This is a genomic window from Rhodoferax sp. (assembly GCF_023700745.1).
In the GTDB taxonomy this organism is placed as follows: domain Bacteria; phylum Pseudomonadota; class Gammaproteobacteria; order Burkholderiales; family Burkholderiaceae_C; genus Rhodoferax.
Window position 1 is genome coordinate 47037 of sequence record NZ_JAMPYG010000010.1, and the last position, 25077, is coordinate 72113.

Consider the following 25077-nt stretch of genomic DNA (forward strand, 5'->3'; position numbering starts at 1 on the left):
AGCAATAATGGATACGAACCAGACTGATGCCAACCTCCTTGATGTCAAACATCTCCGACTGTTCGACCTGCTGTATTCCACGCACAGCGTGACACGCTGCTCGGAGCTGTTGGGGCAATGCCAGCCCACCGTGAGCATCTGGTTGTCCAAACTTCGAAAAGAGCTTGGCGATCCACTTTTCATACGTACTGCAGATGGAATGCAGGCCACGCCCAGGGCTGACGAATTGATTGTTTCGGTGCGGGCCGCGTTGGACGCATTGCGACAACTCACGGTGCCGGAGCCTGCGTTCGATCCAGCCCAAAGCCATCGGCACTTTCGCATTTGCATGACCGATGCCAGTCATATCACGCTGCTGCCTCAATTGCTGGCCCATGTGCGTGCGCTGGCACCGGGAACCACGCTGGAGGCCGCGCACATCGACGAAAAGTCTGCAGAAGCATTGCAATCCGGCGAAGCTGATCTGGCGATCGGGCTGGTGCCCTGGCTGGAATCCGGCTTTTATCAGCAGACCCTGTTTCCCCAGGATTGGGTGTGCTTGGTGAACCCACGTCATCCACGCATCGGCGAGACGCTGGACACACCCGCCTACCAGAAGGAGGGACATATTGAAATCGTCTCTGGCACCGGATCAGGCTTGCTGAAAGCGGCGCTGGAACAACATCACATCCGGCGCAAGATCGTGCTGGCACTCCCAGGATTTTTAGGACTGGCTACCGTAGTGGCCAGCACCGATCTGGTGGCGACCCTGCCGCGGCACATCGGCGAGACGCTGGCGCAAATCAATGGCTTGAGGGTATTCACATGCCCGGTGGCGATCCCTGGGTTTACCGTCAAACAACACTGGCACGCCAGATTTCACAACGACGCGGGCAATCTTTGGCTACGCGGCGTATGTGCCAGTCTCTTTATGGATCGCAAGGTGCGCGGTGCCGCGACAAAAGACAAACTGCCTTAATCGGCGCCGACACCTATGGGCTGGACTACGCGGACCCCGGACCTTTCGCAGCCCGCTTGCCATGGCGCCTGACGTAGAGCAGACGGACGAAGCGCCAATCTACTTAACCTGAAAACCGCACACAGGACCCATGTCGCAGGCATCTTCCACCAGGATGCGCAGCAGGAATCAGCACGGCACCATCGTCATCCACCACCACATCGCCCGCAAAAACGGTCACGCCGGATCAGTTCGTCCGGCAGAAACAAATCGCCAAGTTCACCCTCGTCACTGGCAATGCGAATTATTGTCAACCCTGTGACGCCACAGTCCAGATAGAAATCAACCATGCGCTAGGCACTGATCAGGTACACGCCCGTGGCAGATGCATCCAGTTATTCAAACCAACCCTGTTTTGTGTCAAGTCAAAGAGATGGTGATCATTCCAGTGAATCCATCTTGGTTTGAATTTTTTCGAACCAACACAGGGCAATCCTTATTGACACACATAAAAAAAAGAACAAAATAAAACATGTCCAAAATTTCGGGCATGTGTTCGGTATAGTGGATTTAATCAACAAGGAGAAGGTAAATGAAATTTCGACTTTTGGCTTTGGCAGCACTGTCTGCGATGACCGCATTGACCAGTACCGCACAGGCTGCGGGAACGAGCAAGCTCGACCAGGTGTTGGCGCGCGGCAAGCTCATCGTGGGAACAGGCAGTACCAATGCACCATGGCACTTCAAAAGTGCCGACAACAAGCTGCAGGGATTCGACATCGACATATCGAAAGTTATCGCCAAGGCGCTGTTTGACAATCCGGAAAAAGTGGAATTCGTCAACCAGTCGTCAGACGCCCGCATTCCGAACATCACCACCGACAAGGTCGATATCACCTGCCAGTTCCTGACCGTGACCGGTGGCCGCGCACAGCAAGTTGCATTCACCATCCCCTACTACCGGGAAGGTGTTGGCCTGATGACCAAGGCCGGCAGCGCACGTAGCACCTACGACGCCTTGAAAGCGGCCGGCACTTCAGTGACGGTGGCCGTGCTGCAAAACGTCTACGCCGAGGCCATGGTGCATGCTGCCTTGCCAAAGGCCAAGGTCGCCCAGTACGAATCTCCGGATCTGATGTACCAAGCACTGAATTCGGGTCGGGCCGATGCCGCTGCAACCGACCAGTCGTCGATCTCCTGGTTCATCAAGCAAAACCCGGGTAAATATAAAGATGCAGGGTATGGCTGGAATCCTCAGACCTATGCGTGCGCCGTGAAGCGTGGCGATCAGGACTGGCTCAATTTCGTCAATACAGCACTGCATGAAGCAATGACCGGGGTGGAGTTTGATACGTATGCCGCATCCTACAAAACCTGGTTTGGGGTAGACCTCGCACCGCCAAAAATCGGATTCCCGGTTGAATTCAAGTAAGCCAGTGACGATCTAATTCGCAAAAACTGCGATCTCCCCTCTACAGCAGGCGTCCGCAGCCTGGTCTGGAGGGGGAGCAGGCAAAGGCGATTGGCCTGTCATTCTGCCAAGGAAAAGGCGCCATGGATTATGTTTTGAATTTTTCTGTTGTGTGGCGAAGCTTCGAGCATCTGCTGGGTGGGCTGGGCCTCAGTCTGCTGATCGCCTTTGCTTCGATCCTGATCGGCATCGTGATTGGGCTCGTGGTGAGCTTCGCGCTGATTTCCCCATCGGCTAGCGTGCGCCGATTGGCGAACACCTATGTCACGGTAATACGCAACACGCCGCTGCTGGTGCTGGTGTTATTTGCCTATTTCGCCCTGCCAGACCTCGGTGTGCGGCTGGGCAGTATCGAATCGTTCGTCGTCACCCTTGCCTTGTATTCCAGCTGCTATCTCGCAGAAGTATTTCGCGGCGGACTGCTGTCGGTTCCCAAGGGGCTGAGCGAAGCGGGACAAGCGATCGGGCTCACGAAGATGCAAATCCGTCTATCGATCGTCATGCCGATCATGTTCCGCAACGTGCTGCCTGCCCTCGGCAGTACGGTGATCTCGCTGTTCAAGGACACTTCGCTCGCTGCAGCGATTGCGGTGCCCGAGCTGACCTTCCAGGCACGCAAGATCAACGTCGAGAGTTTTCGCGTGGTGGAAACCTGGATCGTTGCCAGCCTTATTTATGTCTTGACTTGCATCGTCCTCGCCATGCTGTTCCGGCATATCGAACGACGTCTTGCCATTCCACGGTGAACAGCATGGATTTCACATTGACTCAATTTCTGCACGAGCTTTGGATTGCCCGCACACCCATCGTCCACGGACTTGGCATCACCATGCTGGCATCGGCGTTGGCGATTGTGGCGGGGTCGCTGCTGGGCATCGGGGTGGGCCTGGCCCTGACCTATGGCGTGCCACCACTGCGCTGGCTGACCCGTGCCTACACTGATTTCATTCGGGGCACGCCCGTGCTGGTACTCGTGCTGGCAAGCTACTACATCCTGGGTGCCATTGGGGTTCAACTCAGTCCATTTCAGGCAGGCGTCCTGGCCCTGGCTGTCTTCTGCAGTTCACATGTTGGTGAAATCGTGCGGGGGGCGTTGCAAGCCATCCCGCATGGCCAGATCGAAGCCGCCAAGGCTGTGGGACTGACCTTTACGCAGACTTTTCTCTATATCCTGATGCCGTTGGCCATACGCCAGATCCTGCCAACCTGGGTCAACACCGCAACCGAGATGGTCAAGGCTTCAACACTGCTGTCCATCATCGGGGTGAGTGACTTGCTACTGAGCTCGCAAGAGGTGATTTCTCGCACCTTTATGAGTCTGCCGTTTTATTTTTTTGCCGGACTTCTCTATTTCACGGTCAATTTTGCCATCGAACAGTTCGGGCGATTCGTGGAACGGAAAACCAAAATTCCATCGTAGGGAGCATCGCTGATGAGCAGCAACATTCTTGAAATAAAAAACCTGCACAAGCGCTTTGGTGCAGTCGAGGTGCTGAAAGGGGTTGACTTTGCCATGCAGCAGGGCGATGTGGTCTGCATCATCGGCTCTAGCGGTTCCGGCAAGACGACCTTGCTGCGCTGCATCAACATGCTGGAAGACTTCAACGAAGGCGAGGTCTGGATTGATGGCCAGGGTATCGGCTATGAGACCCGCAACGGCGCCCGGCGGCGTAAAAGTGAAAAAGAAATCGCCAGGCAACGTGCCCTCACCGGTATGGCATTCCAGCAATTCAATCTCTTCCCGCACATGACGGCGACAGAAAACGTCATGCTGGGGCTCGTCAAAGTCAAGAACATGAACAAGGACGAGGCACATGCCATTGCCAAAAAATGGCTCGACCGGGTTGGCCTGCTGGAACGCAGCGACCATTATCCGGGCCAGTTATCGGGCGGGCAGCAACAGCGGGTCGCAATCGCTCGTGCCATTGCGATGAGCCCGAAATTGATGCTGTTCGATGAAGTGACTTCTGCACTCGATCCCGAACTGGTAAATGAGGTGTTGCTGGTCATCAAGGATCTTGCCCGCGAAGGGATGACCATGCTGCTGGTGACCCATGAGATGCGTTTTGCCTTTGAAGTAGCGAACCGGGTGATTTTCATGAATGAAGGCCGGATCGGCGAAGCGGGTGATCCCAAAGAGATGTTTATCCATTCGAAAACCGAGCGATTGGCCGAGTTCCTGAAAAACTCCACGTTCAACTAACCAAAAAGGAAAAACCAAAATGACACTTGTACGATACGGTGCTGGTGAAATCGGCGCAGGCGGGCAGCCCCTGCCCTTTGCACGGGCTGTTGAAGCAGATGGCTGGTTGTATGTATCGGGCCAGGTCGCCTTGCAACAAGGTGAAATCGTGGGTGGCGGCATCATTGCCGAAACCCGCAAGGCCATTGGCAATCTGATCACCATTCTGAGCGAGGCCGGCTACGGCGTCGAGGATGTCGTCAGAGTGGGCGTCTGGCTCGATGACCCGCGGGACTTCTGGACTTTCAACAAAATATACACGGAATATTTCGGCGAAAATCCGCCAGCACGGGCCTGCGTCCAATCCCGGATGATGGTCGACTGCAAAGTTGAGATCGATTGCATCGCCTTCAAACGTAAGCCTGCCAAGATGACTGGTTAATGGTTAAGTTTGCCTGCGTGAATTCGGCTCGCCATTGACCCTATGATGAAATGCAAGACATGACCGCTGTCGGACAAGACTCCCCCCTTCGGCGATCTCGCGGCCTGGATCGGGCGTTTGAAATTCTCGATTTTTTTCGTGTCCAGCGTCGACCGATGCGGCCGAATGAAATCGCGGCGCACATTGGCGCGCCCCGTTCATCAGTCTATGAACTGGTGAATTTGCTGCTGAAGCACGGCGCCCTGGAATACCGGGGCGATGAAGGGCAAGTCTTTCTGGGCCGAAAACTGTATTTCCTGTACAACGCGTATGCCGAGCAGTTCGACCCCATGGGGGAATGTGAATCGTCACTGGCCCGCATTACGGAAACAACCCGGGAGACATCCCAGTTTTGCATGCTCGACGGCAATAAATACACCGTTGCGCTGATGAAAGAGGGCATCCGACCTTTCCGGATTTCTTCCAATGTTGGCGAGGCATTGCCAATTCCGTGGACTGCATCGGGACGCCTGCTGGTGTCCCATATGACAGACCAGGAAATACTGGATTTCATTCCTGGGGAAGACTTCAAATTACCCAATGGGGAATGGCTCTCGCCAGAGACCTTCATTCAACAAGCCCGAGAGGCCAGCATCGCGGGGTATTTCACCTTCGACAGCATCGTCGACAGTTTCACCCATTGCTTTGCCGTACCCGTCTACCAAAAGGACAAAAAATGCATGGCCACGCTTTGTCTGGTCGCCCCCAAGGATGATGGTCTTCGCAACAAACAGGAATACCTCCGTTGCCTGATGGACGTCGCCAGTGAGTTGACGCAAAGGATAAAGTTTGTTTAACCAAGTACTTTCCTCCGGAAACATCCCTGAAGGAAAAAAAGGCATGACGGATCACCTGACGATCCATGGTGCAAGAAATGCTGATGTACCAACGGTACTCGCGTTCATCTTTGAACATGGCATAAACCCATGGAATTATCTGCATCGACCAAGCCTTGTTGCCCATCTGGCGGATATCGAAACCGGCAAAACGCAAGCCTTGCTAGCGACGCTTAACGATGAACTGGCAGGCGTTGTGACTTTTATGGCGAGCACGGCCATGGCACAGTACCAGAAAGAGGCACATCGCGGTGATGCGCATGGCTACATCTCCGAAGCGGTCGTGCATGGTGCGCATAGCGGTTGTGGTATCGGTACCAGCTTGCTGCGCGCAGCCACTTCGCAATTGGCGGCGCAGGGCTTCAGGGAAATTTATATCGAACGACATGAAGAAAACCTGGCCTCGGCGGGCATGATGCGCAAGACAGGCTTTGTTGAAATCGATCTTTATAAAGATCCCGCACGTCGTGCGACCGGATTTCGCAGAACAAGCGTCAGTCGGTTACTGGTGTGATTGCACTCAAACTGACAACAGGGTTTGCGTCATATCTGTCGCCGCCCCACCCGCCAACATACGACCCGCACGAGCCTGTACCCGGGCGTGGCTAATATCACCAGTGTCTGCGTCATACGCCAGTGCGCCATTGACGAAGACTTTTTCTATGCCTTCAGACAAGGCCTTCGGCGCCTCGTAGGTAGCAGCATCTCGCACCCGGTTGGGGTCCAGTACCACCACGTCCGCATACCAGCCCACCTGCAATTGCCCGCGCTGATGCAGCCGGAAATTGCGGGCCGACAAGCCGCTCATCTTGTAGATGGCCGTTTCCAGCGAAAAAAGCTGCTGCTCGCGCCAGTAGCGCGCCAGCACACGTGGAAATGCACCCCACAGCCGTGGGTGCGGATGCTGGTCATGCGGCAAACCGTCGGAACCGATCATGCTCAAGGGGTGGGCGATGACGCGCTTGACGTCGTCCTCGTGCATCTGGAAATAGCAGGCACCGCCGGGCTGCAGGCGGCGGCAGACGGTTTTTTGGTCGACGCCCCATTCGGCCGCAATCGACGCCAGCGTGCGGCCCGTCATCTCGGGATGAGGCGTGGACCAGCTCACCAGCACATCGATCACGCCGTCCACCAGGTCCTCACGCAGCACCGTCGAGCCCGCCACATAGGGGTAGACATCCATGGCCACCGCCTGGCGGCTGGCCAGCGACTCGATCAGGGGCAGGGTTTCCAGCGTGCGGCCCCAGTTGGCCGGCCCGGCGCACTTGTGGTGCGAAATGATCAGGGGCACACCGGCCCTGAAAGCGGTGTCGCCGGCCTCGTGCAGTGCCTCGATGATGGCCTGCATCTCGCTGCGCAGGTGCGTGCTGTAGACGCCCCCGAAACCCGCGACCACCTGGGCCAGGCGCACCACCTCCTCGGTCGGCGCGGCAAAGGCTTCTTCGTAAAAAAGTCCCGACGACAGGCCGGTGGCGCCCGCATGCATGCACTGCGTGAGCAGCGCCGCCATCGCGTCGAGCTCGCTGGCATTGGCCGCACGGCTCAGGTCCGCCACACAGGCAAAACGCAGCGTGGTGTGGCCGATCAGCACGGCCACGTTGACCGCTGGCTGTGCGGCCGCCAATGCGCGCGCATAACTCTCCACCGAATCGAAGCGGAACGAATCGCTCCCCAGCAGGTTCAGCGGCGGCAGCGACTGCTGCACCACAAACGGCGCCAGCGAAATGCCGCAATTGCCGGTGACGACGGTGGTAATGCCCTGCGACACCTTGGGCAGCATGTCGGGGTGCTTGAGCACAATGGCGTCGTCGTGCGTGTGCACATCGATGAAACCAGGCGTGATGGCCAGGCCCGTGCAGTCCACACGGTGCAGCGCATCCAGCGTGACGCCCTCCGGCAATTGCCGGGACAGGTCCCGGCCCACGGCGGCAATGCGGTCGCCCACCAGCAATACATCACCGATCCAGCCGCTGGCACCGGTACCGTCGATCACCATACCATTCGCAAGCAAAGTAGCGCGTGTCATGTCGGAGTGTTGTCCTTGAGTTTGAGTTTGTTGTCGCGAACCGCAGCCCCGGTGTCCCAATCCAGCCGCGGGTAATGCCGCATGTCCACACCGCGCGTGCTGAGCACCTCGCGCACGCCGCCCAGGCGTTTGACGGCCAGGTCGCCCAGCCGCTGCGCCACCAGCACCGTCAGGATCTCAATCACGGTGAGGTGAACCAGGTAGGCCTCGGTTCCCACATGCATGACCGGATCTTCCGGGACATGGATGCCCAGCACGATGTCGGCGTGCTGAGCCAGTGCGGTGCCCTGCTGGGTCAGGGCAATCACCGTGGCGCCTTGCGAGCGTGCAACGTCCACCGCCTCGATCAGCGAAGGCATGCCGCCCACGTGCGAAATGGCAAATACCACGCCCTGGGGGATCATGGTGGCTGCCGAAACCAGCTGCAGATGAATGTCCAGGTAGGCGTTGGAGACCAGCCCCAGCCGGAACAGCCGGGCCTGCATGTCGGACGCCATGAAACTGGAGGTCACGCCCACGCTGTAACAATCCACGCGACTGGCGCGAACAATGGCATCGGCCGCCGCCTCTACCGCCGCCACGCTGAGTTGCGCCTGCACACCGCTGACCGCGGTGGCCGCACCCTTGATGACTTTGGAGATGACTTCCGGCGTGTCATCCTGGAGCTGCACCCGACGATGCAGGGGCGAACCGCTGACGGCCATTTCCTGCGCCAGCGCCAGCTTGAACTCGCGCAACCCGGGGTAGCCCAGGTCACGGCAGGTACGCATGACGGTGGGCACTGAGCTGCCCGCCCGCTGCGCCAGCTGCTCAAAACTCTCATCCAGTACACGCTGCGGGTCTTGCAGGATCAGCGCCAGCACACTGCGCCTGGATGTAGACGCACTCACCATGGTCTCGGCAATTTTGACAAGAACTCTTGAAGTCATAAAGGGATCACGAAGAGGTGTGGGTTGACGTAACGCAGCAAAGACCGTCAAGGCAACACGCGAAAATCAGAAACAGGTCACCAGGGCATCGCAGACCACATAGTTTTCATCCACCACCGGCATCCAGCGCCATTTATCAAACGTGGTACAGGGATGCGAAATTCCCAGCGCCACCACATCACCCACCTGTAGGGCGGCATGCTCGGGGCCGGTGCCGCGCAAATAAGCGTGCTGGTCGTTCAAGCCACTGATCTTCCAGTCGGCGGGCGCATCCGTCACAGCAGCGCTTCCCGGCTTGTAAAAAGACAGCGGGATGGGCAAGTCAAGATCGTAAGAAATATCGCGTTTGCCCACCGCCAGGATCACCAGCCCGGGCTCGGGGCAGGATTGCACCGAGGCCCAGACCTCCATGGCCGCCTGCAAACCGTCACTGCAATGCAGACGCGAATTGACCGCACTGACCATGCGTTTGTAAAACCCGTGGTCGTGTGTGACGTAGCAACCCGATCGCAACAGGCCGCGTACCGGACGCGACAGCTGAGGCTTGAGCCGGTTCGCCACCAAATCGAAAATCGCCGAACCGCCAGCCGTTAGGAGCACTTCCTCGTTGTCGAATAAATGCTGCTGGTCACAAACCACGGCAATGTCACAAACACGCTGCATCAGCGCTGCAGCATAAGTCTCATCCGCCGCTGACTGGCCGGTCGCGCCCAGGCCTTCATAGCATTCGATGCCAACCAGACGGCAAGCTGGACTGCCATGGAGGCGGCGGGCCAATGCCTGCGCCTCATCCTGGCTGCGGCAACCGGTCCGTCCACCCGCAACACCGATTTCCAGCAGAACCTCAAAAGGCTGCACGTCTGCCTGGGAGTCGTTCTGGGACTGGTACCAGGCTTCAATCAAGCCAAGTTGTGCCAGCGAATCCACCAGAAACACCACACGCAACCCGGCGTGCTCACGCTGCAGGTCCTGAATGCCGGCCAGATCGACCGCAGCGAAGACCTGGTTGGCGATCAGGCAACGGCGTGCACCCGCCAAGACACCGGCTCGCATCTGGACCACGGTGGCAAAGGTCAGACCCCAGGCCCCTTCATCGAGCTGGCGCCTGAACAACTGGGGCGACATGGTGGTCTTGCCATGCGGCGCCATGTCCAGGCCGTTGTCGACAGCGAAGCGCTGCATCCACGACAGGTTGTGCTGCAAGGCCTCTTGCTTGACCAGCGCCAGCGGCAGAGGCAGGTCACCGTCCAGCACGCACCAGCGCTGCGCGGCAATTTGCGAGCAGCGCAAGGGTGCGCTGGTGTGCGGAAAGCCCTTGAATGAATGGTCAATCTGCGGATCGAGAATGTCTTGCAACGTGGTCATGGAAACTTCCTTTTTGGTTACGCTGTCAGCAGCGTGATGTCATCGCGGATACAGGCTTTGAAACGGCCCTGCCCCATGTCCCGCAATTCGGGACGGGTACTGGCACAGGCGTCTGTCGCATGCGGGCAGCGGGTTCGAAACACACAACCGGAAGGCGGATTGACAGGACTGGGGATATCGCCCTTGAGTGCAATATAGTCGTTTTTTTGCTCGGGATCGGGCTTGGGCGAAGCGGCCAGCAATGCCTGGGTATAAGGGTGCCAAGGCTGCGCAAACAGCTCCGCCGTTGGCGCCACTTCCATGACACGTCCCAGGTACAGCACCACCACACGGTCGCACAAGTACTCAACCACATCCAGGTCATGCGAAATGAACAGCATGGTCAGCGACAGACGGTCGCGCAGATCGCACAGCAAGTTGACCACCTGCGCCTGAATCGACACATCCAGCGCGGACAAAGGCTCGTCGGCCACGATGAACTCGGGTTCGACCGCCAACGCCCGAGCCACCCCAATACGCTGGCGCTGGCCACCGGAAAACTCGTGCGGGTAGCGGCTCGCATGTTCGGCGCGCAATCCAACCAGTTCCAGCAATTCGGCGATACGCGCCTCCCGGGCTGCACGGCCCTTGGCCAAACCGTGCACCTGCAAGGCCTCCCCCAGAATATCCTTCACCCGCATTTTTGGATTCAGGCTGGCATAGGGGTCTTGGAAAATCATTTGCAGCTTGCTGCGCAAGCTTCGCATGCGGGCGCTGGAGGCCGCACCCAGGTCTTCACCCCGATACAGCACCTGGCCTGCGGTGCTTTCAATCAGGCGCAGCAGGGTGCGTCCAATAGTGCTTTTACCCGACCCAGATTCCCCGACCAGTCCCAGCGTTTCGCCGGCCTGAATCGAAAAGGACACATCGTCTACAGCCCGCACCGGTTTGACCCGTGAGCCGAAATAGCGGTGCAGTTGCTTGACTTCGACCAACGGTGCGCTCATGCAATACTCCTGGGTGGCGTCGCAGCGCGTTCGGCTGGTGAAAGCATGCAACGTACGAAGCGCTGTGCATTTTCTTGCAGCAAGGCCGGCATGGCACTGCTGCAGCCAGCCTGAGCGTAGTCACAGCGCGGCTCGAACGCACAGCCCGGCGGTGGCGCCAGCGGGCTGGACACCTGGCCGCGAATGGCATAGAGGCGCCGCGTGCCGCTGCCAGCCAACTCCCGCTTGCGCTGCTGTGCAGGCAGGCAAGCGAGCAAACCCTGCGTATAGGGGTGCCGGGGTGAAGCGAAGAGTTCTCGCACCGGGGCCGACTCGACAATGCGCCCGGCATACATCACCGCCACATCATCGGCGTGGTGGGCCACTACCCCCAGGTTGTGCGTGATGAAAAGAATACTCATGCCGGTTTCAACCTGCAGGCGACGCATCAGCTCCAGAATCTGCGCCTGGATGGTCACATCGAGTGCCGTGGTCGGCTCGTCGGCAATCAACAGCGTCGGATTACAGGCCATGGCCAGCGCAATCATCACGCGCTGGCGCATGCCACCCGACAGCTGGTGCGGGTACTCACGCAGCCGTTGTGCCGCAGCTGGCATCTCGACCAGCTCCAGCATGCGCTGGGCGTGAGCCATGGCAGCCTGGCGGTCCAGCCCCATGTGCAGGCGCCCCGCCTCCGCAATCTGTTCGCCCACCGTGAAGACGGGGTTCAGGCTGGTCATGGGTTCCTGAAAAATCATCGCAATCTCATTGCCACGAACGTGGCGCATGGCCGGCTCGGGCAAGGCCAGCAAATCTACCGTCTGACCTTCGCGGTTGGTAAACAGCGCCTGGCCACTGACCTGTGTGGATGCGGTGCGCGACAACAGGCGCATCAGCGTCAGGCTGGTCACCGATTTTCCGGACCCAGACTCACCAACCAGGGCCGTGGTTTTCCCGGGGCGGATGCTGAAGCTGACATCGGCCACCGCGCGGATCAGCCCCTCGTCGGTGTCAAAGAAAGTACTCAGATTACGGACATCGAGCCGCAGCGGTTCAAGAGAAGCAGGAGGCAAGTTCATGGGCTAGGACGGTCTCACATCGACTTTTTAAGCCGTGGATCAAGCAGGTCACGCACACCATCACCCAGCAGTTGCAAGGACAGCGCCGTCAGGATGATGGCAAACCCGGGAAACAAAACAATCCAGAGTGCCTGGTAGGCATACTGCTGACTACCAGCCACCATGGTGCCCCAGGTCGGAATCTCAGGCGGGACACCCACACCCAGAAAGGACAGCGCAGCCTCGGCCAGAATGGCATAGGCAAAGATGAACGAAGCCTGTACCAGAATGGGCGATATGAGATTGGGCAAGATGTGCCGCCACAGAATACGGGTGGTCGACACGCCCAGAGCTCGCGCCGCTTCAATAAAGAGCAGTTCACGCACCACCAGGGTCGAGGCACGCACCACCCGCGCCACGCGCGGCGTGTACACCAGCACCAGTGCCAGCACCACGTTGTACATCGACGGCTCCAGAATGGCCACCAACGCGATGGCCAGCAGAATGTCGGGGAAGGACATCATCGCGTCCACCACCCGCATGATGGGTGCATCGAGCCGGCGGAAAAAACCCGCCACCAGCCCAAACAGCGTTCCCAACGCAATGGCGCCCATAGCCGTCAACGCGGCAATGGTGAGCGAATAACGGCCACCAAAGGCAATCCGCGCAAACAGGTCGCGACCGAGTTCGTCTGTCCCCATGATGTGGCTGGCCGTAGGGGCCGCAAGGCGCTGGCTGATCGCCGTGTCATTGGGGTCAAAGCCGGTAATCACGTTGGCCAGCAACGCCATCACGACCACCATCAACAGGCAGATGGCGGCCAGCAGCACGATGCGCCGGCGGAACAGCTTTTTGAGAATCAGCGGGAATTTCATGGGGCTAATACTTCACGCGTGGATCGACTGCCATGTACAGCAGGTCGGTCAGAAAATTGATCACCACATAAATCATGGCAATCACCAGCAAGGCACCCTGGATCACCGGATAGTCACGCCGCAGCACGGCGCTCACCACCAGGTTGCCGACGCCGGGCAGACCAAACACGGTTTCCGTGACCACGGCCCCGCCGATCATCATCGCCACGGTCAGACCCAGTACGGTGATGATGGGCACCAGCGCATTGCGCAGCGTGTGCTTGAGCACCACCACATGTTCAGACAACCCCTTGGCGCGGGCGGTGCGCACATAGTCTTCACCCAGCACATCCAGCATGGACGCGCGCGTAAACCGGATGATCAGGGCCGAGTTGAGCACGCCCAGGACCACCGATGGCAGCACCAGATAGTGAATGCGTTCCATCAGTGCAGCGCCGGGGTCGCCATAGCCCGACACCGGAAACCAGCCCATGGACACCGCAAATATCTGCATCAGCACCAGCCCCATCCAGAAGCTCGGAATGCTGGCACCCAGCATGGCAAAGCCGGTAAGCAGCTGGTCAATGAATCTGCCTCGAAAAACCGCCGAAACAATACCGCAAGGCACACCGATTACCGTAGCAATAAAAACCGACATCAATGTCAACAAGGTGGTGGGTTCGGCCCGCTCCCACAGCGCCTGTGTGACCGGACGCTGCAGAAAGATAGACTCACCCAGATTGCCGTGCAAAAGTTCTTTGACCCAGTAGCCGAACTGCACCGGCAGTGGCCTGTCCAGGCCATACTCCTTCTGCACACGGGCAATGTCTTGCGCCGTCGCCTGATCCCCCAGCAACACCGCGATGGGGTCGCCCGCAGCGGCGTGCGTCAGCACAAAAACGATGACGGCAACCAGCGCCATGACCACCAACATGCCCATAGCGCGCGACAACAGATAGCGTGTCATGACGATCTTTCTTTAACACCCTAGGAACACAGAACTGACGGGCGCCCACCCAGCCACCCCAAGTCACCACACTGCACCCCGCGATGCAGCGCCGTACGCAAAGCAACAAGCGCGAGGGGCCGGATCATCAATTTTTCAAGCCGGTATTCCAGAAGAATGGCCAGGTCGAAGGAATGTAGCCCTGCAGCGCAGGCGATCTGGCCGACAGGCTGTTGAACTTACCCACATTGATATACGGCACTTCGTCATAAATCACCTGCTGGACCGCACCCCACAAGGCACCGCGCTTGGCAGGATTGGATTCCTGGTTCAGCTTGGCCAGTGCAGCCTGCTTGGCCGGCGAACTCCACCAGCCCGGGGCTCCCTCGCCAAGTTGCGGCGGCGACAGCATGGGTTCCGGGAACTGGCCCGAATGCGTGATGTAGATGTCCCAGAGCCTGGAGTCGCTGCGGCGTTGCACCAGCGTGGCCCAATCAACCACATTCAACTCAGGTTTGAAGCCGGCGCGCTTGAGCTGCTCGGCCATGATCAGCGCCATGTTGTAATGGAAGTCGTACTGACGGCTGGTCAGGATGCGGATGGGTTCACCCTTGTAGCCTGCCATAGCAGCCTGTTTTTTGGCCTTGGCTGCGTCACGTTCGTTGTATTTGTCTGCCCCTGCCGCCGAGTAAAACGGGGTGCCTTTGGGGAAATGGTTGGGTTCAGCCACAAAGAAACGCGTGTCACCAAAACCGGCAGCCAGCATTTCACCTTCGCCAATGCTGGTTTGCACTGCCTGACGCAAGGCCTGCGAGGCCAGCACACCTTCTTTGGTGTTGAACACCATGTACGGGAAACCAAAGGAAGGTGTCAGGATCGGAACGGTCTTGCCGCCTGATTTTTCCAGGCGACCCAGCGCCTCGGTCGGCAGCAGGTCGGCGAATTGGTATTGCCCGGCCAGCGAACCTTCCACGCGCGTGTTGGCGTTGGGCACGGGGATAAAACGCAGCTCATCGGCAATGGCAGTTTTTTTGCCACCATAGCCACTGGGAGCCTCTTGGCGCGCAGAGTAATGATCGAATCGGGTCAACAGCACATACTGGTCAGGACGGCGCTCCTTGAATTTGTAAGGGCCGGTTCCAATGAACTCCCTGAGTGGCGTGGCCATCGATTCCTTGGCCATGATGGCTGCCATGCCGGAAGGCATCGCCAGCTGCGACAGCAATGGTGCATAAGGTGTCTTGAGTGTGATCTCGATACCATGCTCACCCTTGGCTGAGAGGTCTGCCACGTCCTTGGACAATGCCTTGCCACGCGGTGACACATCCATCCAGCGCTTGAGACTGTCCACCACGTCTTCGGAATTCATTTCGCGACCATTGTGAAACTGCACCCCCTTGCGCAAGCTGATGCTGTAGTGTTTGCCATCGGCCGACACCTTGGGCAGGCCTTCAGCCAGCATCGGTGTGATCTTCCAGTTGGCATCAAAGGTGTAGAGCGGTTCATACACATGTTGCATGATGGTTGCCACAAGATCGATCGGGGACGCCATGGGGTCCAGCGTTTGCGGCTCAGCCGTCATGGCCAGGTTGAGGGGGGCTTTTGACAGCGTTTGTGCCTGTACACCCATCGGCAACAGGGCCGTGCCACTCACCACCAGTGCTAAAGCCACCGCCTCGCGACGGTTGATCCAGAATTTTTTCAACATGCATAACTCCTTATGATATGAAAGTATTTTTCAAGATATAAAGAATATTCCAGCAATAATCACAAAAAAATCAGTAAAAACCCTTGGATTGTGCATTTAATATGAAAATATATTTCACTTTGAAGCGCAAGGCGCATGACGTTGGGGCATGGAGCCTTAACATACAGACCAGCCTGGATCGTTCGGGCTGGCACCCTTCATTTTTTATTTATTGTTCGCCTAACAGGAATCTTCACAATGTCCGCACTTGAATACTTTGGTAACCCGCCCGTCGCCTCCGACCACCAGCCCCGTCCGTTTTCACCAGCCGTGCGCGCTGGCGACTTTGTCTATGTATCAGGCCAGGTTCCCGCTGACGAAAACGGTGAAATCGTGCTGGGTGGAATCGAAGCACAAACGCGGCAAGTCATGAAAAATCTTTCCGCAGCGTTAGCACTGGCCGGCTGCACACTGGACGACGTTTGCAAAACCACGGTATGGTTGCAGGACGCGCGCGACTTCGGCAGTTTCAATCGCGTCTACATGAGCTACTTTGGCGACAAAAAGCCGGCCCGCTCCACCACTGAGGCACGTCTGATGGTGGAGGCCAGGGTTGAAATCGATGTCGTGGCTTACAAGCCCCGCGCTTAAGACTGCACACCCCCAATCCTTTCCTCGCCTGTACCCGGATAGCACCAGCCAGCAGGCGGTGCGTTGGGTTGATGACGGCCTATGGCTTGCCTTACCCAACCAACTGTTGCTCCAATTCATGCAGCACGCGGTAACACGGCAACACGCTGGCCACACTGCTGTTGGGCTGGCGACCCTCGCGGATGGCGGCAAAGAATTCGCGGTCTTGCAGTTCGATGCCGTTCATGCTCACCGCCACGCCTGACACGTCGATTTTTTCTTCCTTGCCGTTGAACAGGTCGTCATAACGCGCGATGTAGGTGGCCGTGTCGCCGATGTAGCGGAAAAATGTGCCCAGCGGGCCGTCGTTGTTGAAGCTCAGGCTCAGCGTGCAAATGGCGCCATTGGCGCTTTTTAGCTGGATGCTCATGTCCATGGCAATGCCCAGGGTGGGGTGGATCGGCCCCTGGATGGCGTTGGCCTTGACCACCGGACTGCCGCATTGGTAAGCGAACAGGTCCACCGTGTGGGCGGCGTGGTGCCACAGCAAATGGTCGGTCCAGCTGCGCGGCTGGCCCAGCGCGTTCATGTTGGAGCGGCGAAAAAAGTAGGTTTGCACGTCCATCTGCTGGATGTTGAACCGGCCCGCCGTGATTTGCTGGTGCACATACTGGTGGCTCGGGTTGAAGCGGCGGGTGTGGCCACACATGGCGACCAGGCCTGAGGCCTCTGCCACCTGCGCCACCGCCTCACCATCCTTCAGCACATCGCACAGCGGAATCTCCACCTGCACATGCTTGCCCGCTTGCAGGCAGGCCAGCGTTTGCGCGGCGTGCATTTGCGTGGGTGTGCACAAAATGACCGCGTCCACCTCTTTCAGCGCTAGGCTGTCAGACAGTTCTGTGGTGACGTGGCCAATGCCGTATTTGGCAGCGATCTCTTTGGTTTTGCCGAGCTCGCGGCTCACCAGAGAGACGACTTCAACGCCTTCGATGTTCTTGATGCCGTCCAGGTGCTTGATGCCAAAGGCACCGGCACCGGCCAGGGCGACCTTGATGGGTTTCGTCATTCAGTTGTTCTCCAGGATCAGGTGGCCCACAGCGGTGTTGCTGGCAGGCACATGGTAGAAACGGTGCTTGACCACAGGCGGCTTGCCGCCGGCCACGTCGGCCATGGCACCACGTGCGATGAGCCACATCACCAGCTCGATGCCTTCGCTGCCGGCCTCGCGCACGTAGTCGATGTGCGGCACGTTAGCGCAAGCGGCGGGGTCGGCAATCATCTGATCAAGCCAGGCGTTGTCCCATTCGCGGTTGATCAGGCCGGCACGCGGGCCCTGCAACTGGTGGCTCATGCCGCCGGTGCCCCAGATGTGCACATTCAGGTCCTGGTCATAACTTTCCACCGCCTTGCGAATGGCCTGCCCCAATGTGAAGCAACGCTGGCCCGACGGCACCGGGTACTGCACCACGTTCACCGCAAACGGAATGACCGGGCACGGCCAGTGAAACGCGCCGGCAGGTGGCTGGCCGCACATCAGGCTCAGCGGCACCGTCAGGCCATGGTCCACCGGCATCTTGTTGACAATGGTCAGGTCGAAGTCCTGCTGGATCACCGACTGGGCAATGTGCGCGGCCAGCTCTGGGTGGCCCATGACGGGCGGCACCGGGCGCGGGCCCCAGCCTTCGTCGGCCACCGGAAATTGGGGCGCGGTGCCGATGGCAAAGGTGGGAATCATGTCGAGGCTGAACGCGGTGGCGTGGTCGTTGTAGACCAGAAAAATCACGTCCGGCTTGTTCTCTTTCATCCATTGTTTGGAGAAGTCGTAGCCGGCAAAAACCGGTTGCCAATAAGGCTCCTTGTCTTTGCCCAGGTCGAGCGCCGCGCCAATGGCAGGCACATGCGAGGTGTATACGGAAGCGGTGATGCGCGCCATGTCAGGCCTGCACTTTCTGGCCAGCTCGGCCCTGGGGTTGATGTTGGGGTTGGGCGTCGCCGTCTTCGCCGGCAAAGCGGTTGCCTTCAATGCTGCGGCCGCCGTGCAGCATCATGTCGCGGTACTCGGCTTCGGTCATGCCGGTCATGGAGCCGGCCATTTGCTGAAAACTCAGTCCATCGGTGGCGCCAATGCGCGCCAGAAAGTAGATGTTGCCGCCCAGCGCCATGCAGCGGTTCAGGTCACGCGCCAGGACGGCCAGTTTCTGCTCTTCGGTCATCGGCCATTCGTCAAGGTAAGCCCGCTCGCCCTGTTTGAAGCGGGCACGGTTCTCAGGCTTCATCAGCGAGACGCAGAACTGGTTCAGGTGGTAGCCCTTGCGGCTTTGCTCGGCATCAAAGATCGTGGTGCCGGGGACGTCGAGGTAAGGTTTGTCGAGTGCCATACGTTAGCTCCAATAGAGTCGGTTGGGGTTGTCCACCAGCAGCTTGTGCTGCAGCGCTGCGCTGGGGGCGATGTGCGGAATGAAGTCGACCAGCAGGCCGTCGTCGGGCATGTGGTCCTTCAAATTGGGGTGCGGCCAGTCGGTGCCCCAGAGCACGCGATCCGGAAACTCTGCAACGATGGCCCTGGCAAATGGCACCACATCGCGGTAGGCATTTTGCTCGCCGTTCAGGGCTTTCGGGCCGGTCAGGCTCAAGCGCTCGGGGCAGCTCACCTTGCTCCAGACGTTGGCGTGCTCACGCATGAACTTCTGGAACAGGGCAAATTGCGGGCCGTCCACGGGCAGCGACACATCCGGGCGGCCCATGTGGTCGACCACCACGGTGGTGGGCAAGGCGGTAAAAAAGTCCCACAGCTCGGGCAGGTCCACGGCTTCGAAATAGATCACCACATGCCAGCCCCAGGCCTTGATGCGCGCGGCAATTTCCAGCAGCTCGTCCTTGGGCGTGAAGTCCACCAGGCGTTTGACAAAATTGAAACGCACGCCGCGTACACCGGCGTCGTGCATGGCCTGCAGTTCAGCATCACGCACGCTGCGCTTCACGGTGGCCACGCCGCGTGCCCGGCCGTTTGAATGCAGCAGCGCATCGACCAGGGCGCGGTTGTCGGCCCCATGGCAGGTGGCTTGCACGATCACATTTTTGTCGAACCCGAGCTGGTCGCGCAGGGCAAACAACTGGGCCTTGGAGGCATCACACGGCGTGTACTTGCGCTCAGGGGCATAGGGAAATTCGGCGCCCGGGCCGAACACATGGCAATGTGCATCGACCGCGCCAGCGGGCAATTTGAAAACGGGTCTGGACGGGCCGGCGTACCAGTCCAGCCAGCCGGGGGTTTTGATAAATTCCATTGTCTTTTTCCTGTCAGTCAATGTATTTCAGCCCGGCTTTCTCCAGCCCTTCACGCATCTTGTAGTAGTCCAGCCCGAGTACGCCCGAGGCAAAGATGGCACGTTTGGCGCCTTCGTTGGCTTCACGCGCCTCGGCTGCGTCGGCCACCTGCTGCGCGATGGCTGCGGGCACCACGACCACACCGTCGATGTCGGCAATGACCACATCGCCGGGGTTGACCTGGGCACCGGCGCACACCACCGCAATATTGACCGAGCCCAGCGTGGCCTTGATCGTGCCTTTGGCATGGATGGCTTTGCTGAAGACAGGAAAATTCATTTCGGTCAAATCTTTCACATCGCGCACGCCGCCATCGATGACCAGGCCGACGGCACCACGCGCCTTGAACGACGTGGCCAGCAGGTCGCCAAAAAAACCGTCTGCGTTGTCGGTGGTACAGGCGGCCACCACCACGTCACCGGGCTGCAATTGCTCGGCGGCCACGTGCATCATCCAGTTGTCGCCGGGTTGCAGCAGCACCGTCACCGCCGTGCCACAAATTCTGGCGTCGTTGTAGATCGGGCGCAGGGTGGGTTTCATGAGGCCGACGCGACCCATGGCCTCATGGATGGTGGCGACACCAAAGCGTGAAAGTTTTGCCACCGCTGCCTTGTCGGCGCGGCTGATGTTGCGTTTGACGATACCGAGCTGGTTCATGTTTTTCTCCGGTTCAGGTGGGGGACGGCGCCTGGGTGATGTGCCTCACATGCAGTGACAGGCCGAGCGCCGCCATGTGGTTGCTGTTGCGGCTGAGAATGGTCTCGGACAGGGGCAGAAACAGCGCCTCCTCGAAGGCAGCGTGGGCTTGGTAATCGTTCACCAGTTGCTGCATGGCGGCGAGGTCGATCGCCACCGATTGCCCTTTGGCCATTTTTTTCAGTTGCGGTTCCAGCTTGGCCCACAGCGCTTCAATCTGCCGGTGCTCACGCGTCAGCCGGTCGGTGATGACCTTGACGTGGGCCAGCTCGGCACCCGGCTCGGCGCTGGCCAGAACGGCTTCAAACAGCACCCGCTCTTCTTCCTCGTGGTGATTGAAAATGACGTCACGAAAGAAGTTGCGCGTGCTCTCGGCGGCCTGGCGCGCCCGCTCGGCAGCCAGCGCCTGAGCCGGCAACGCTTCCATGGCCTTGAGCTGCCGCAGGATACCTTCGTGGCAATGCGAGAAGTTGGTGATCGGCGCGTTAGGGATGTTGGACATTAGAAAACTCCTGACTAAGCGACTTGCCGGGCTTTGAGGAACGCGTCCAGCCGCGGAAACACGCGCCGCGCGTTGCCTTCATAAATCTGCTGGCGGTCGGCTGCGCTCAAAATTTTGCTGGCTTCGATGTAGCGCCTGGTGTCGTCATAGTAGTGGCCGGTTTCAGGGTCGATGCCGCGCACCGCGCCAATCATTTCACTGGCAAACAGCACGTTTTTCACCGGGATCACCGTGTTGAGCAGGTCAATGCCTGGCTGGTGGTAAACGCAGGTGTCAAAGAAGATGTTGTTGAGCAGGTGCTCTGACAACAGCGGCTTTTTCAACTCCTGCGCCAGCCCCCTGAAACGGCCCCAGTGGTAAGGCACGGCGCCGCCGCCATGCGGAATCAGGAACTTGAGCGTCGGAAAATCCTTGAACAAATCGCTGGTCAGGCACTGCATGAAGGCCGTGGTGTCGGCGTTCAGGTAGTGCGCGCCGGTGGTGTGAAAGCAGGCGTTGCAGCTGGTGCTGACGTGGATCATCGCCGGCAGCTCGTACTCCACCATCTTCTCGTAAATCGGGTACCAATGCCGGTCACTCAGTGGTGGCGAAGTCCAGTGGCCGCCGCTGGGGTCGGGGTTGAGGTTGATGCCGACCGCGCCATACTCCTTGACGCACTTTTCCAGCTCGGGGATGCAGCTGGCCGGGTCCACGCCGGGCGACTGCGGCAGCATGGCCACGGGTACGAAGTTGTCCGGAAACAACTGGCTGACGCGCCAGCACAGTTCATTGCAGATAGCGGCCCAGGTGCTCGACACATGGAAGTCGCCGATGTGGTGCGCCATGAAGCTGGCGCGCGGCGAAAACAGCGTGAGGTCGGAACCCCGTTCGCGCATCAGGCGCAGCTGGTTGGCCTCGATCGATTCACGCAGTTCGTCGTCGCTGATGCGCAGGTCGGTCGCCTTCGGGCTGAGAGCCGGGTCCTGGATACCGGCGATTTGCTGGTTGCGCCAGGTTTCCAGCGCTTTGGGGGCGGTGGTGTAGTGGCCGTGGCAGTCGATGATCATGGCAGTGCTTTCTAAATATCAGGAGTCCATCAAGACCGGGGTTCGGCAAAGTCCAGCGGCAGGCCGACATAGTTTTCGGCAATCGACAGGGAACCGGCGTGCGAGTTCAGCAGGTAGTCGAGCTCGGCCTCCTGGAAGCGGCTGGTGATGGGGCCGTCGTCCGGAAAGCGGTGCATCAGCGTGGTCATCCACCACGAAAAGCGTTCGGCCTTCCAGATGCGGCGCAGGCAGCGCGCGGAATACGTGTCGATGCCGTGCTCGCTGTGGTTCTGGTAGAAGTCCACCAGGGCATTGCACAGGTACTTGACGTCGGTGGCGGCCAGGTTCAGACCCTTGGCGCCAGTGGGCGGCACGATGTGGGCAGCGTCCCCGGCCAGGAACAGGCGGCCAAAACGCATCGGTTCGGTGACAAAGCTGCGCAGCGGCGCAATGCTTTTTTCGATCGACGGCCCGGTGACCAGTTTGGCATTGGCTTCCTCGTCAAGCCGCAGGCGCAGCTCCTGCCAGAAGGCGGCGTCGGTCCAGTCTTCAATGCGGTCGGTCAGCGGCACCTGCAGGTAATAACGGCTGCGGCTTGTGCTGCGCTGCGAGCACAGGGCAAAACCACGCGGGCTGTTCACGTAAATCAGCTCATCGTGCACCGGCGGCGTGTCGGACAGCAGCCCGAGCCAGCCAAACGGGTAGACCTTCTCGAACTCCTGGATCGATTTGCGCGGCACGCTGGCGCGGCAAACGCCATGAAAACCGTCACAGCCGGCAATGAAGTCACACACCAGTTCCACGGCCTGACCCTGGTGGGTGAACCTCACCCTGGGTTGCCGGGTGTCAAAGTCCAGCACCTGCACCTCGCTTGCCTCGTAGTAGGTCGGCAAGCCTGCTGCGGTGCGCGCGTCCATCAGGTCGTGGGTGACTTCGGTCTGGCCGTAAACCATCACGTTTTTGCCGCCAGTCAGGCCGTTCAGGTCCACACGATGGCGGCGACCCGCATAAAGCATGTCAAAGCCGCCGTGCACCAGACCCTCGCGGTGCATGCGCGCGCCCACCCCCGCTTCGTCCAGCAAATCAATGGCAACCTGCTCCAGCACACCGGCACGGATGCGGCTGAGCACATAGTCGCCCGAAACGCGCTCGACGATAACCGCGTCAATGCCGGCCTTGTGCAGCAGCTGCCCCAACAGCAGGCCGCTGGGTCCGGCGCCAATGATGGCCACCTGGGTACGAATGGAAATTGTCATTTGAATCACCCGTTAAACGTATGCACCAGCACCAGTGCAATGGAAGGAAACATCAGCAGCATGGCGATGCGGACGAAGTCGGACACCAGAAACGGCATCACGCCCTTGAAGGTTTCGACCAGCGGCACGTCCCTGGCCAGCCGGTTGATGATGAACACGTTCATGCCGACAGGCGGGTGCACCAGGCCAATTTCGACCACCATCAGCGCCAGGATGCCGAACCAGATGCTCTTGTCGCTGTCGGTCATGCCGAAGAAATCCAGCCCCATCACCACCGGGTAAAAAATCGGGATGGTCAGCAGGATCATGGCCAGGCTGTCCATGACGCAGCCCAAAAAGATGTAGATCAGCAAAATGGCGATCATCACCACCATCGGGCTCAACTGACTGGCCTGCACCCAGGCCGCCAACTCCACCGGCATCTGCGACAGGGCGAGTGCCGTGTTGAGCATGTCGGCGCCCATCAACACCAGAAAGATCATGGCCGTGGCCTGGGCGGTTCCCAGGGCGCTGTCGATCAGGCCGCGCAGGCGCATGCCACCCGACACCACCGCCAGCACACCGCAGGCAGCCGCACCAATGGCCGCGGCCTCGGTCGGGTTGGCCCAGCCGCCGTAGATGCCGACGATCACCACCACAAACACGGCCAATACCGGGGCCACCTGCAACAGCGCTTTCATGCGTTTGGCCCAGCTGGCACGCGGACCTGCCGGACCCGCTTCGGGCTTGAGGGTGACGATGATCTTGATCATCAGCATGTAGCCCAGCATGGCGATGATGCCCGGCAGCACGGCGGCCATGAACAGTTTGCCGATCGATTCCTGCGTCAGAATGGCATAGATCACCAGCGGCACCGAAGGCGGAATCATGATGCCCAGCGTACCGCCCGCAGCCAGCGCACCGGTCGCCAGCGAGCCCGAATAACCAAAGCGCTTGAGCTCGGGCAAGGCCACTTGCCCCATGGTCGCCGCCGTGGCCAGCGATGAGCCGCAGATGGCGCCGAAACCAGCGCAGGCACCAATGGACGCCATGGCCACGCCGCCTTTCATGTGACCCATGAAGGCTTCCACGAACTTGAACAGCGCCGAACTCAAGCCGCCGTGGGTGGCAAACTGGCCCATCAGCAAAAACAGTGGAATCACCACGATGTCGTAATTGGACAAGCGGGCGTAGGCGAGATTTTTCAGGAAGTTCAGGATCGGCAGCGCCTCCCCGCCAGTCAGGTAGAAATAGCCAGCCGCGCCCATGGTGAACATGGCAATGCCAATCGGCACACGAAGCACCAGCAGCACCATCAAACAGGCAAAAATAATGCCCCCAATTGCAATGCCACTCATGCCTGCACCCCGCTGTGGCTCATGCGCCAATGAAAACTCACCATGTAAAAACCTGCCAGTGCCAGCAACAGGAAGCCTGGCACCATCAGCACCTGGGCAATCCAGACCGGCCAGCCCAGGATCATGCTGGTCTCGCCCGCCGCCTTGATGGCAAACGCACCCACGGCAGCCCGCCAGGTGATCACCGCACCAAACAGCCCCACCAACAGGGAGCCAAAGGCATCCAGCCGATGCACCGTGGCCGGACTGGCCTTGGCGGTGAAGAAGTCGACCTTGACGTCGCCGCCATTCAAATGGCAATAAGCAAAAAAGCTGGCTGAAGCAAATGCGGCGGTCATCTGCAGCATTTCCACATCACCCGGCACCGGCGCAGCAAACAGCTTGCGCCCCACAATGCTGATGATGCTCATGAGCACGATGGCCACAAACATCAGGCCGCCCATGATGGCCGAGACCTTGGACGCGCGAAACAAAAGTTGCCCCACGGGACCAAAGGCGCGCGATGCGGCACCAGGGTCGGCGCCGGGAATGGGCTCATGCATGGACAGTTCTCCTCCGACGCTG

General features: G+C 59.3%; 27 protein-coding genes. 9 read left to right on the forward strand and 18 right to left on the reverse strand.

Annotated features, from left to right (window positions below):
• The first annotated feature begins 7 nt into the window (after positions 1–7).
• From NDJ10_RS09545 to NDJ10_RS09580, 8 genes are all read left to right on the forward strand, one after another.
• Complete coding sequence (locus tag NDJ10_RS09545) at positions 8–958, forward strand: LysR family transcriptional regulator (protein WP_296161541.1); 951 nt, start codon at positions 8–10, stop codon at positions 956–958.
• 571 nt (positions 959–1529) lie between these two features.
• The gene (locus NDJ10_RS09550; RefSeq protein WP_296161543.1) at positions 1530–2369 is read left to right on the forward strand and encodes a transporter substrate-binding domain-containing protein; all 840 of its coding nucleotides are present in this window, start codon (positions 1530–1532) and stop codon (positions 2367–2369) included.
• 122 nt (positions 2370–2491) lie between these two features.
• Positions 2492–3154 carry an amino acid ABC transporter permease gene (locus NDJ10_RS09555; protein WP_296161546.1) on the forward strand — a complete coding sequence of 221 codons (663 nt, stop codon included), beginning with the start codon at positions 2492–2494 and terminating at the stop codon, positions 3152–3154.
• Positions 3155–3159: 5 nt separating this feature from the next.
• Positions 3160–3828 carry an amino acid ABC transporter permease gene (locus NDJ10_RS09560; protein WP_296161548.1) on the forward strand — a complete coding sequence of 223 codons (669 nt, stop codon included), beginning with the start codon at positions 3160–3162 and terminating at the stop codon, positions 3826–3828.
• A 12-nt stretch (positions 3829–3840) separates the two neighbouring features.
• Positions 3841–4611: an amino acid ABC transporter ATP-binding protein gene (locus tag NDJ10_RS09565; protein ID WP_296161550.1), complete on the forward strand. Its 771-nt coding sequence runs from the start codon at positions 3841–3843 to the stop codon at positions 4609–4611.
• A gap of 19 nt (positions 4612–4630) precedes the next feature.
• Complete coding sequence (locus NDJ10_RS09570) at positions 4631–5032, forward strand: RidA family protein (protein ID WP_296161552.1); 402 nt, start codon at positions 4631–4633, stop codon at positions 5030–5032.
• Positions 5033–5091: 59 nt separating this feature from the next.
• Positions 5092–5868, forward strand: a complete 777-nt coding sequence (locus NDJ10_RS09575; protein ID WP_296161555.1) for an IclR family transcriptional regulator — start codon at positions 5092–5094, stop codon at positions 5866–5868.
• Positions 5861–6421: a GNAT family N-acetyltransferase gene (locus NDJ10_RS09580; protein WP_296161557.1), complete on the forward strand. Its 561-nt coding sequence runs from the start codon at positions 5861–5863 to the stop codon at positions 6419–6421. Before NDJ10_RS09575 ends, NDJ10_RS09580 begins: the two co-directional genes overlap by 8 nt.
• Positions 6422–6427: 6 nt before the next feature.
• Here the strand turns inward: NDJ10_RS09580 and NDJ10_RS09585 are convergent, their stop codons facing one another.
• From NDJ10_RS09585 to NDJ10_RS09620, 8 genes are all read right to left on the reverse strand, one after another.
• Positions 6428–7933: a D-aminoacylase gene (locus NDJ10_RS09585; protein WP_296161560.1), complete on the reverse strand. Its 1506-nt coding sequence runs from the start codon at positions 7931–7933 to the stop codon at positions 6428–6430.
• A complete protein-coding gene (locus NDJ10_RS09590; protein ID WP_296161561.1) occupies positions 7930–8862 on the reverse strand; it encodes a MurR/RpiR family transcriptional regulator in 933 nt (310 codons plus the stop codon). Before NDJ10_RS09590 ends, NDJ10_RS09585 begins: the two co-directional genes overlap by 4 nt.
• 66 nt (positions 8863–8928) lie before the next feature.
• Complete coding sequence (locus NDJ10_RS09595; protein WP_296161563.1) at positions 8929–10227, reverse strand: amino acid deaminase; 1299 nt, start codon at positions 10225–10227, stop codon at positions 8929–8931.
• Between the two features lie 17 nt (positions 10228–10244).
• The gene (locus NDJ10_RS09600; RefSeq protein WP_296161566.1) at positions 10245–11213 is read right to left on the reverse strand and encodes an oligopeptide/dipeptide ABC transporter ATP-binding protein; all 969 of its coding nucleotides are present in this window, start codon (positions 11211–11213) and stop codon (positions 10245–10247) included.
• Positions 11210–12271 (reverse strand): ABC transporter ATP-binding protein, encoded by a 1062-nt coding sequence (locus tag NDJ10_RS09605; RefSeq protein ID WP_296161568.1) that lies wholly within the window; start codon positions 12269–12271, stop codon positions 11210–11212. Before NDJ10_RS09605 ends, NDJ10_RS09600 begins: the two co-directional genes overlap by 4 nt.
• Positions 12272–12285: 14 nt before the next feature.
• The gene (locus NDJ10_RS09610; protein WP_296161570.1) at positions 12286–13125 is read right to left on the reverse strand and encodes an ABC transporter permease; all 840 of its coding nucleotides are present in this window, start codon (positions 13123–13125) and stop codon (positions 12286–12288) included.
• 4 nt (positions 13126–13129) lie between these two features.
• Complete coding sequence (locus tag NDJ10_RS09615; RefSeq protein ID WP_296161572.1) at positions 13130–14071, reverse strand: ABC transporter permease; 942 nt, start codon at positions 14069–14071, stop codon at positions 13130–13132.
• A 127-nt stretch (positions 14072–14198) separates the two neighbouring features.
• Complete coding sequence (locus NDJ10_RS09620; RefSeq protein ID WP_296161574.1) at positions 14199–15758, reverse strand: ABC transporter substrate-binding protein; 1560 nt, start codon at positions 15756–15758, stop codon at positions 14199–14201.
• Between the two features lie 237 nt (positions 15759–15995).
• On the opposite strand from NDJ10_RS09620, the gene NDJ10_RS09625 reads away from it, so the two are divergent.
• On the forward strand, positions 15996–16388 hold the full coding sequence (locus NDJ10_RS09625) for a RidA family protein (protein ID WP_296161576.1): 393 nt from the start codon (positions 15996–15998) through the stop codon (positions 16386–16388).
• A 91-nt stretch (positions 16389–16479) separates the two neighbouring features.
• On the opposite strand, the gene NDJ10_RS09630 is transcribed toward NDJ10_RS09625, so the two are convergent.
• From NDJ10_RS09630 to NDJ10_RS09675, 10 genes are read right to left on the reverse strand one after another with little or no spacing between them, the layout of a single operon-like run.
• Positions 16480–17436: a Gfo/Idh/MocA family oxidoreductase gene (locus tag NDJ10_RS09630; RefSeq protein WP_296161577.1), complete on the reverse strand. Its 957-nt coding sequence runs from the start codon at positions 17434–17436 to the stop codon at positions 16480–16482.
• A complete protein-coding gene (locus NDJ10_RS09635) occupies positions 17437–18303 on the reverse strand; it encodes a class III extradiol dioxygenase subunit beta (RefSeq protein ID WP_296161580.1) in 867 nt (288 codons plus the stop codon). It abuts the gene before it with no gap.
• Between the two features lies 1 nt (position 18304).
• On the reverse strand, positions 18305–18748 hold the full coding sequence (gene ligA, locus NDJ10_RS09640) for a protocatechuate 4,5-dioxygenase subunit alpha (RefSeq protein ID WP_296161581.1): 444 nt from the start codon (positions 18746–18748) through the stop codon (positions 18305–18307).
• A 3-nt stretch (positions 18749–18751) separates the two neighbouring features.
• Positions 18752–19657, reverse strand: a complete 906-nt coding sequence (locus NDJ10_RS09645; protein WP_296161582.1) for an amidohydrolase family protein — start codon at positions 19655–19657, stop codon at positions 18752–18754.
• Between the two features lie 13 nt (positions 19658–19670).
• Complete coding sequence (gene ligK / locus NDJ10_RS09650) at positions 19671–20354, reverse strand: 4-carboxy-4-hydroxy-2-oxoadipate aldolase/oxaloacetate decarboxylase (RefSeq protein ID WP_296161584.1); 684 nt, start codon at positions 20352–20354, stop codon at positions 19671–19673.
• Between the two features lie 13 nt (positions 20355–20367).
• The gene (locus NDJ10_RS09655; RefSeq protein ID WP_296161585.1) at positions 20368–20895 is read right to left on the reverse strand and encodes a hemerythrin domain-containing protein; all 528 of its coding nucleotides are present in this window, start codon (positions 20893–20895) and stop codon (positions 20368–20370) included.
• Between the two features lie 14 nt (positions 20896–20909).
• On the reverse strand, positions 20910–21941 hold the full coding sequence (locus NDJ10_RS09660; protein WP_296161587.1) for an amidohydrolase family protein: 1032 nt from the start codon (positions 21939–21941) through the stop codon (positions 20910–20912).
• A 29-nt stretch (positions 21942–21970) separates the two neighbouring features.
• A complete protein-coding gene (gene pobA / locus NDJ10_RS09665) occupies positions 21971–23164 on the reverse strand; it encodes a 4-hydroxybenzoate 3-monooxygenase (RefSeq protein ID WP_296161667.1) in 1194 nt (397 codons plus the stop codon).
• A gap of 17 nt (positions 23165–23181) precedes the next feature.
• Entirely contained in the window at positions 23182–24513 is a 1332-nt protein-coding gene (locus tag NDJ10_RS09670) for a TRAP transporter large permease (RefSeq protein WP_296161588.1), read from the reverse strand.
• Entirely contained in the window at positions 24510–25055 is a 546-nt protein-coding gene (locus NDJ10_RS09675; RefSeq protein WP_296161591.1) for a TRAP transporter small permease, read from the reverse strand. The genes NDJ10_RS09670 and NDJ10_RS09675 overlap by 4 nt, the downstream gene beginning before the upstream one ends.
• Between the last annotated feature and the right edge of the window lie 22 nt (positions 25056–25077).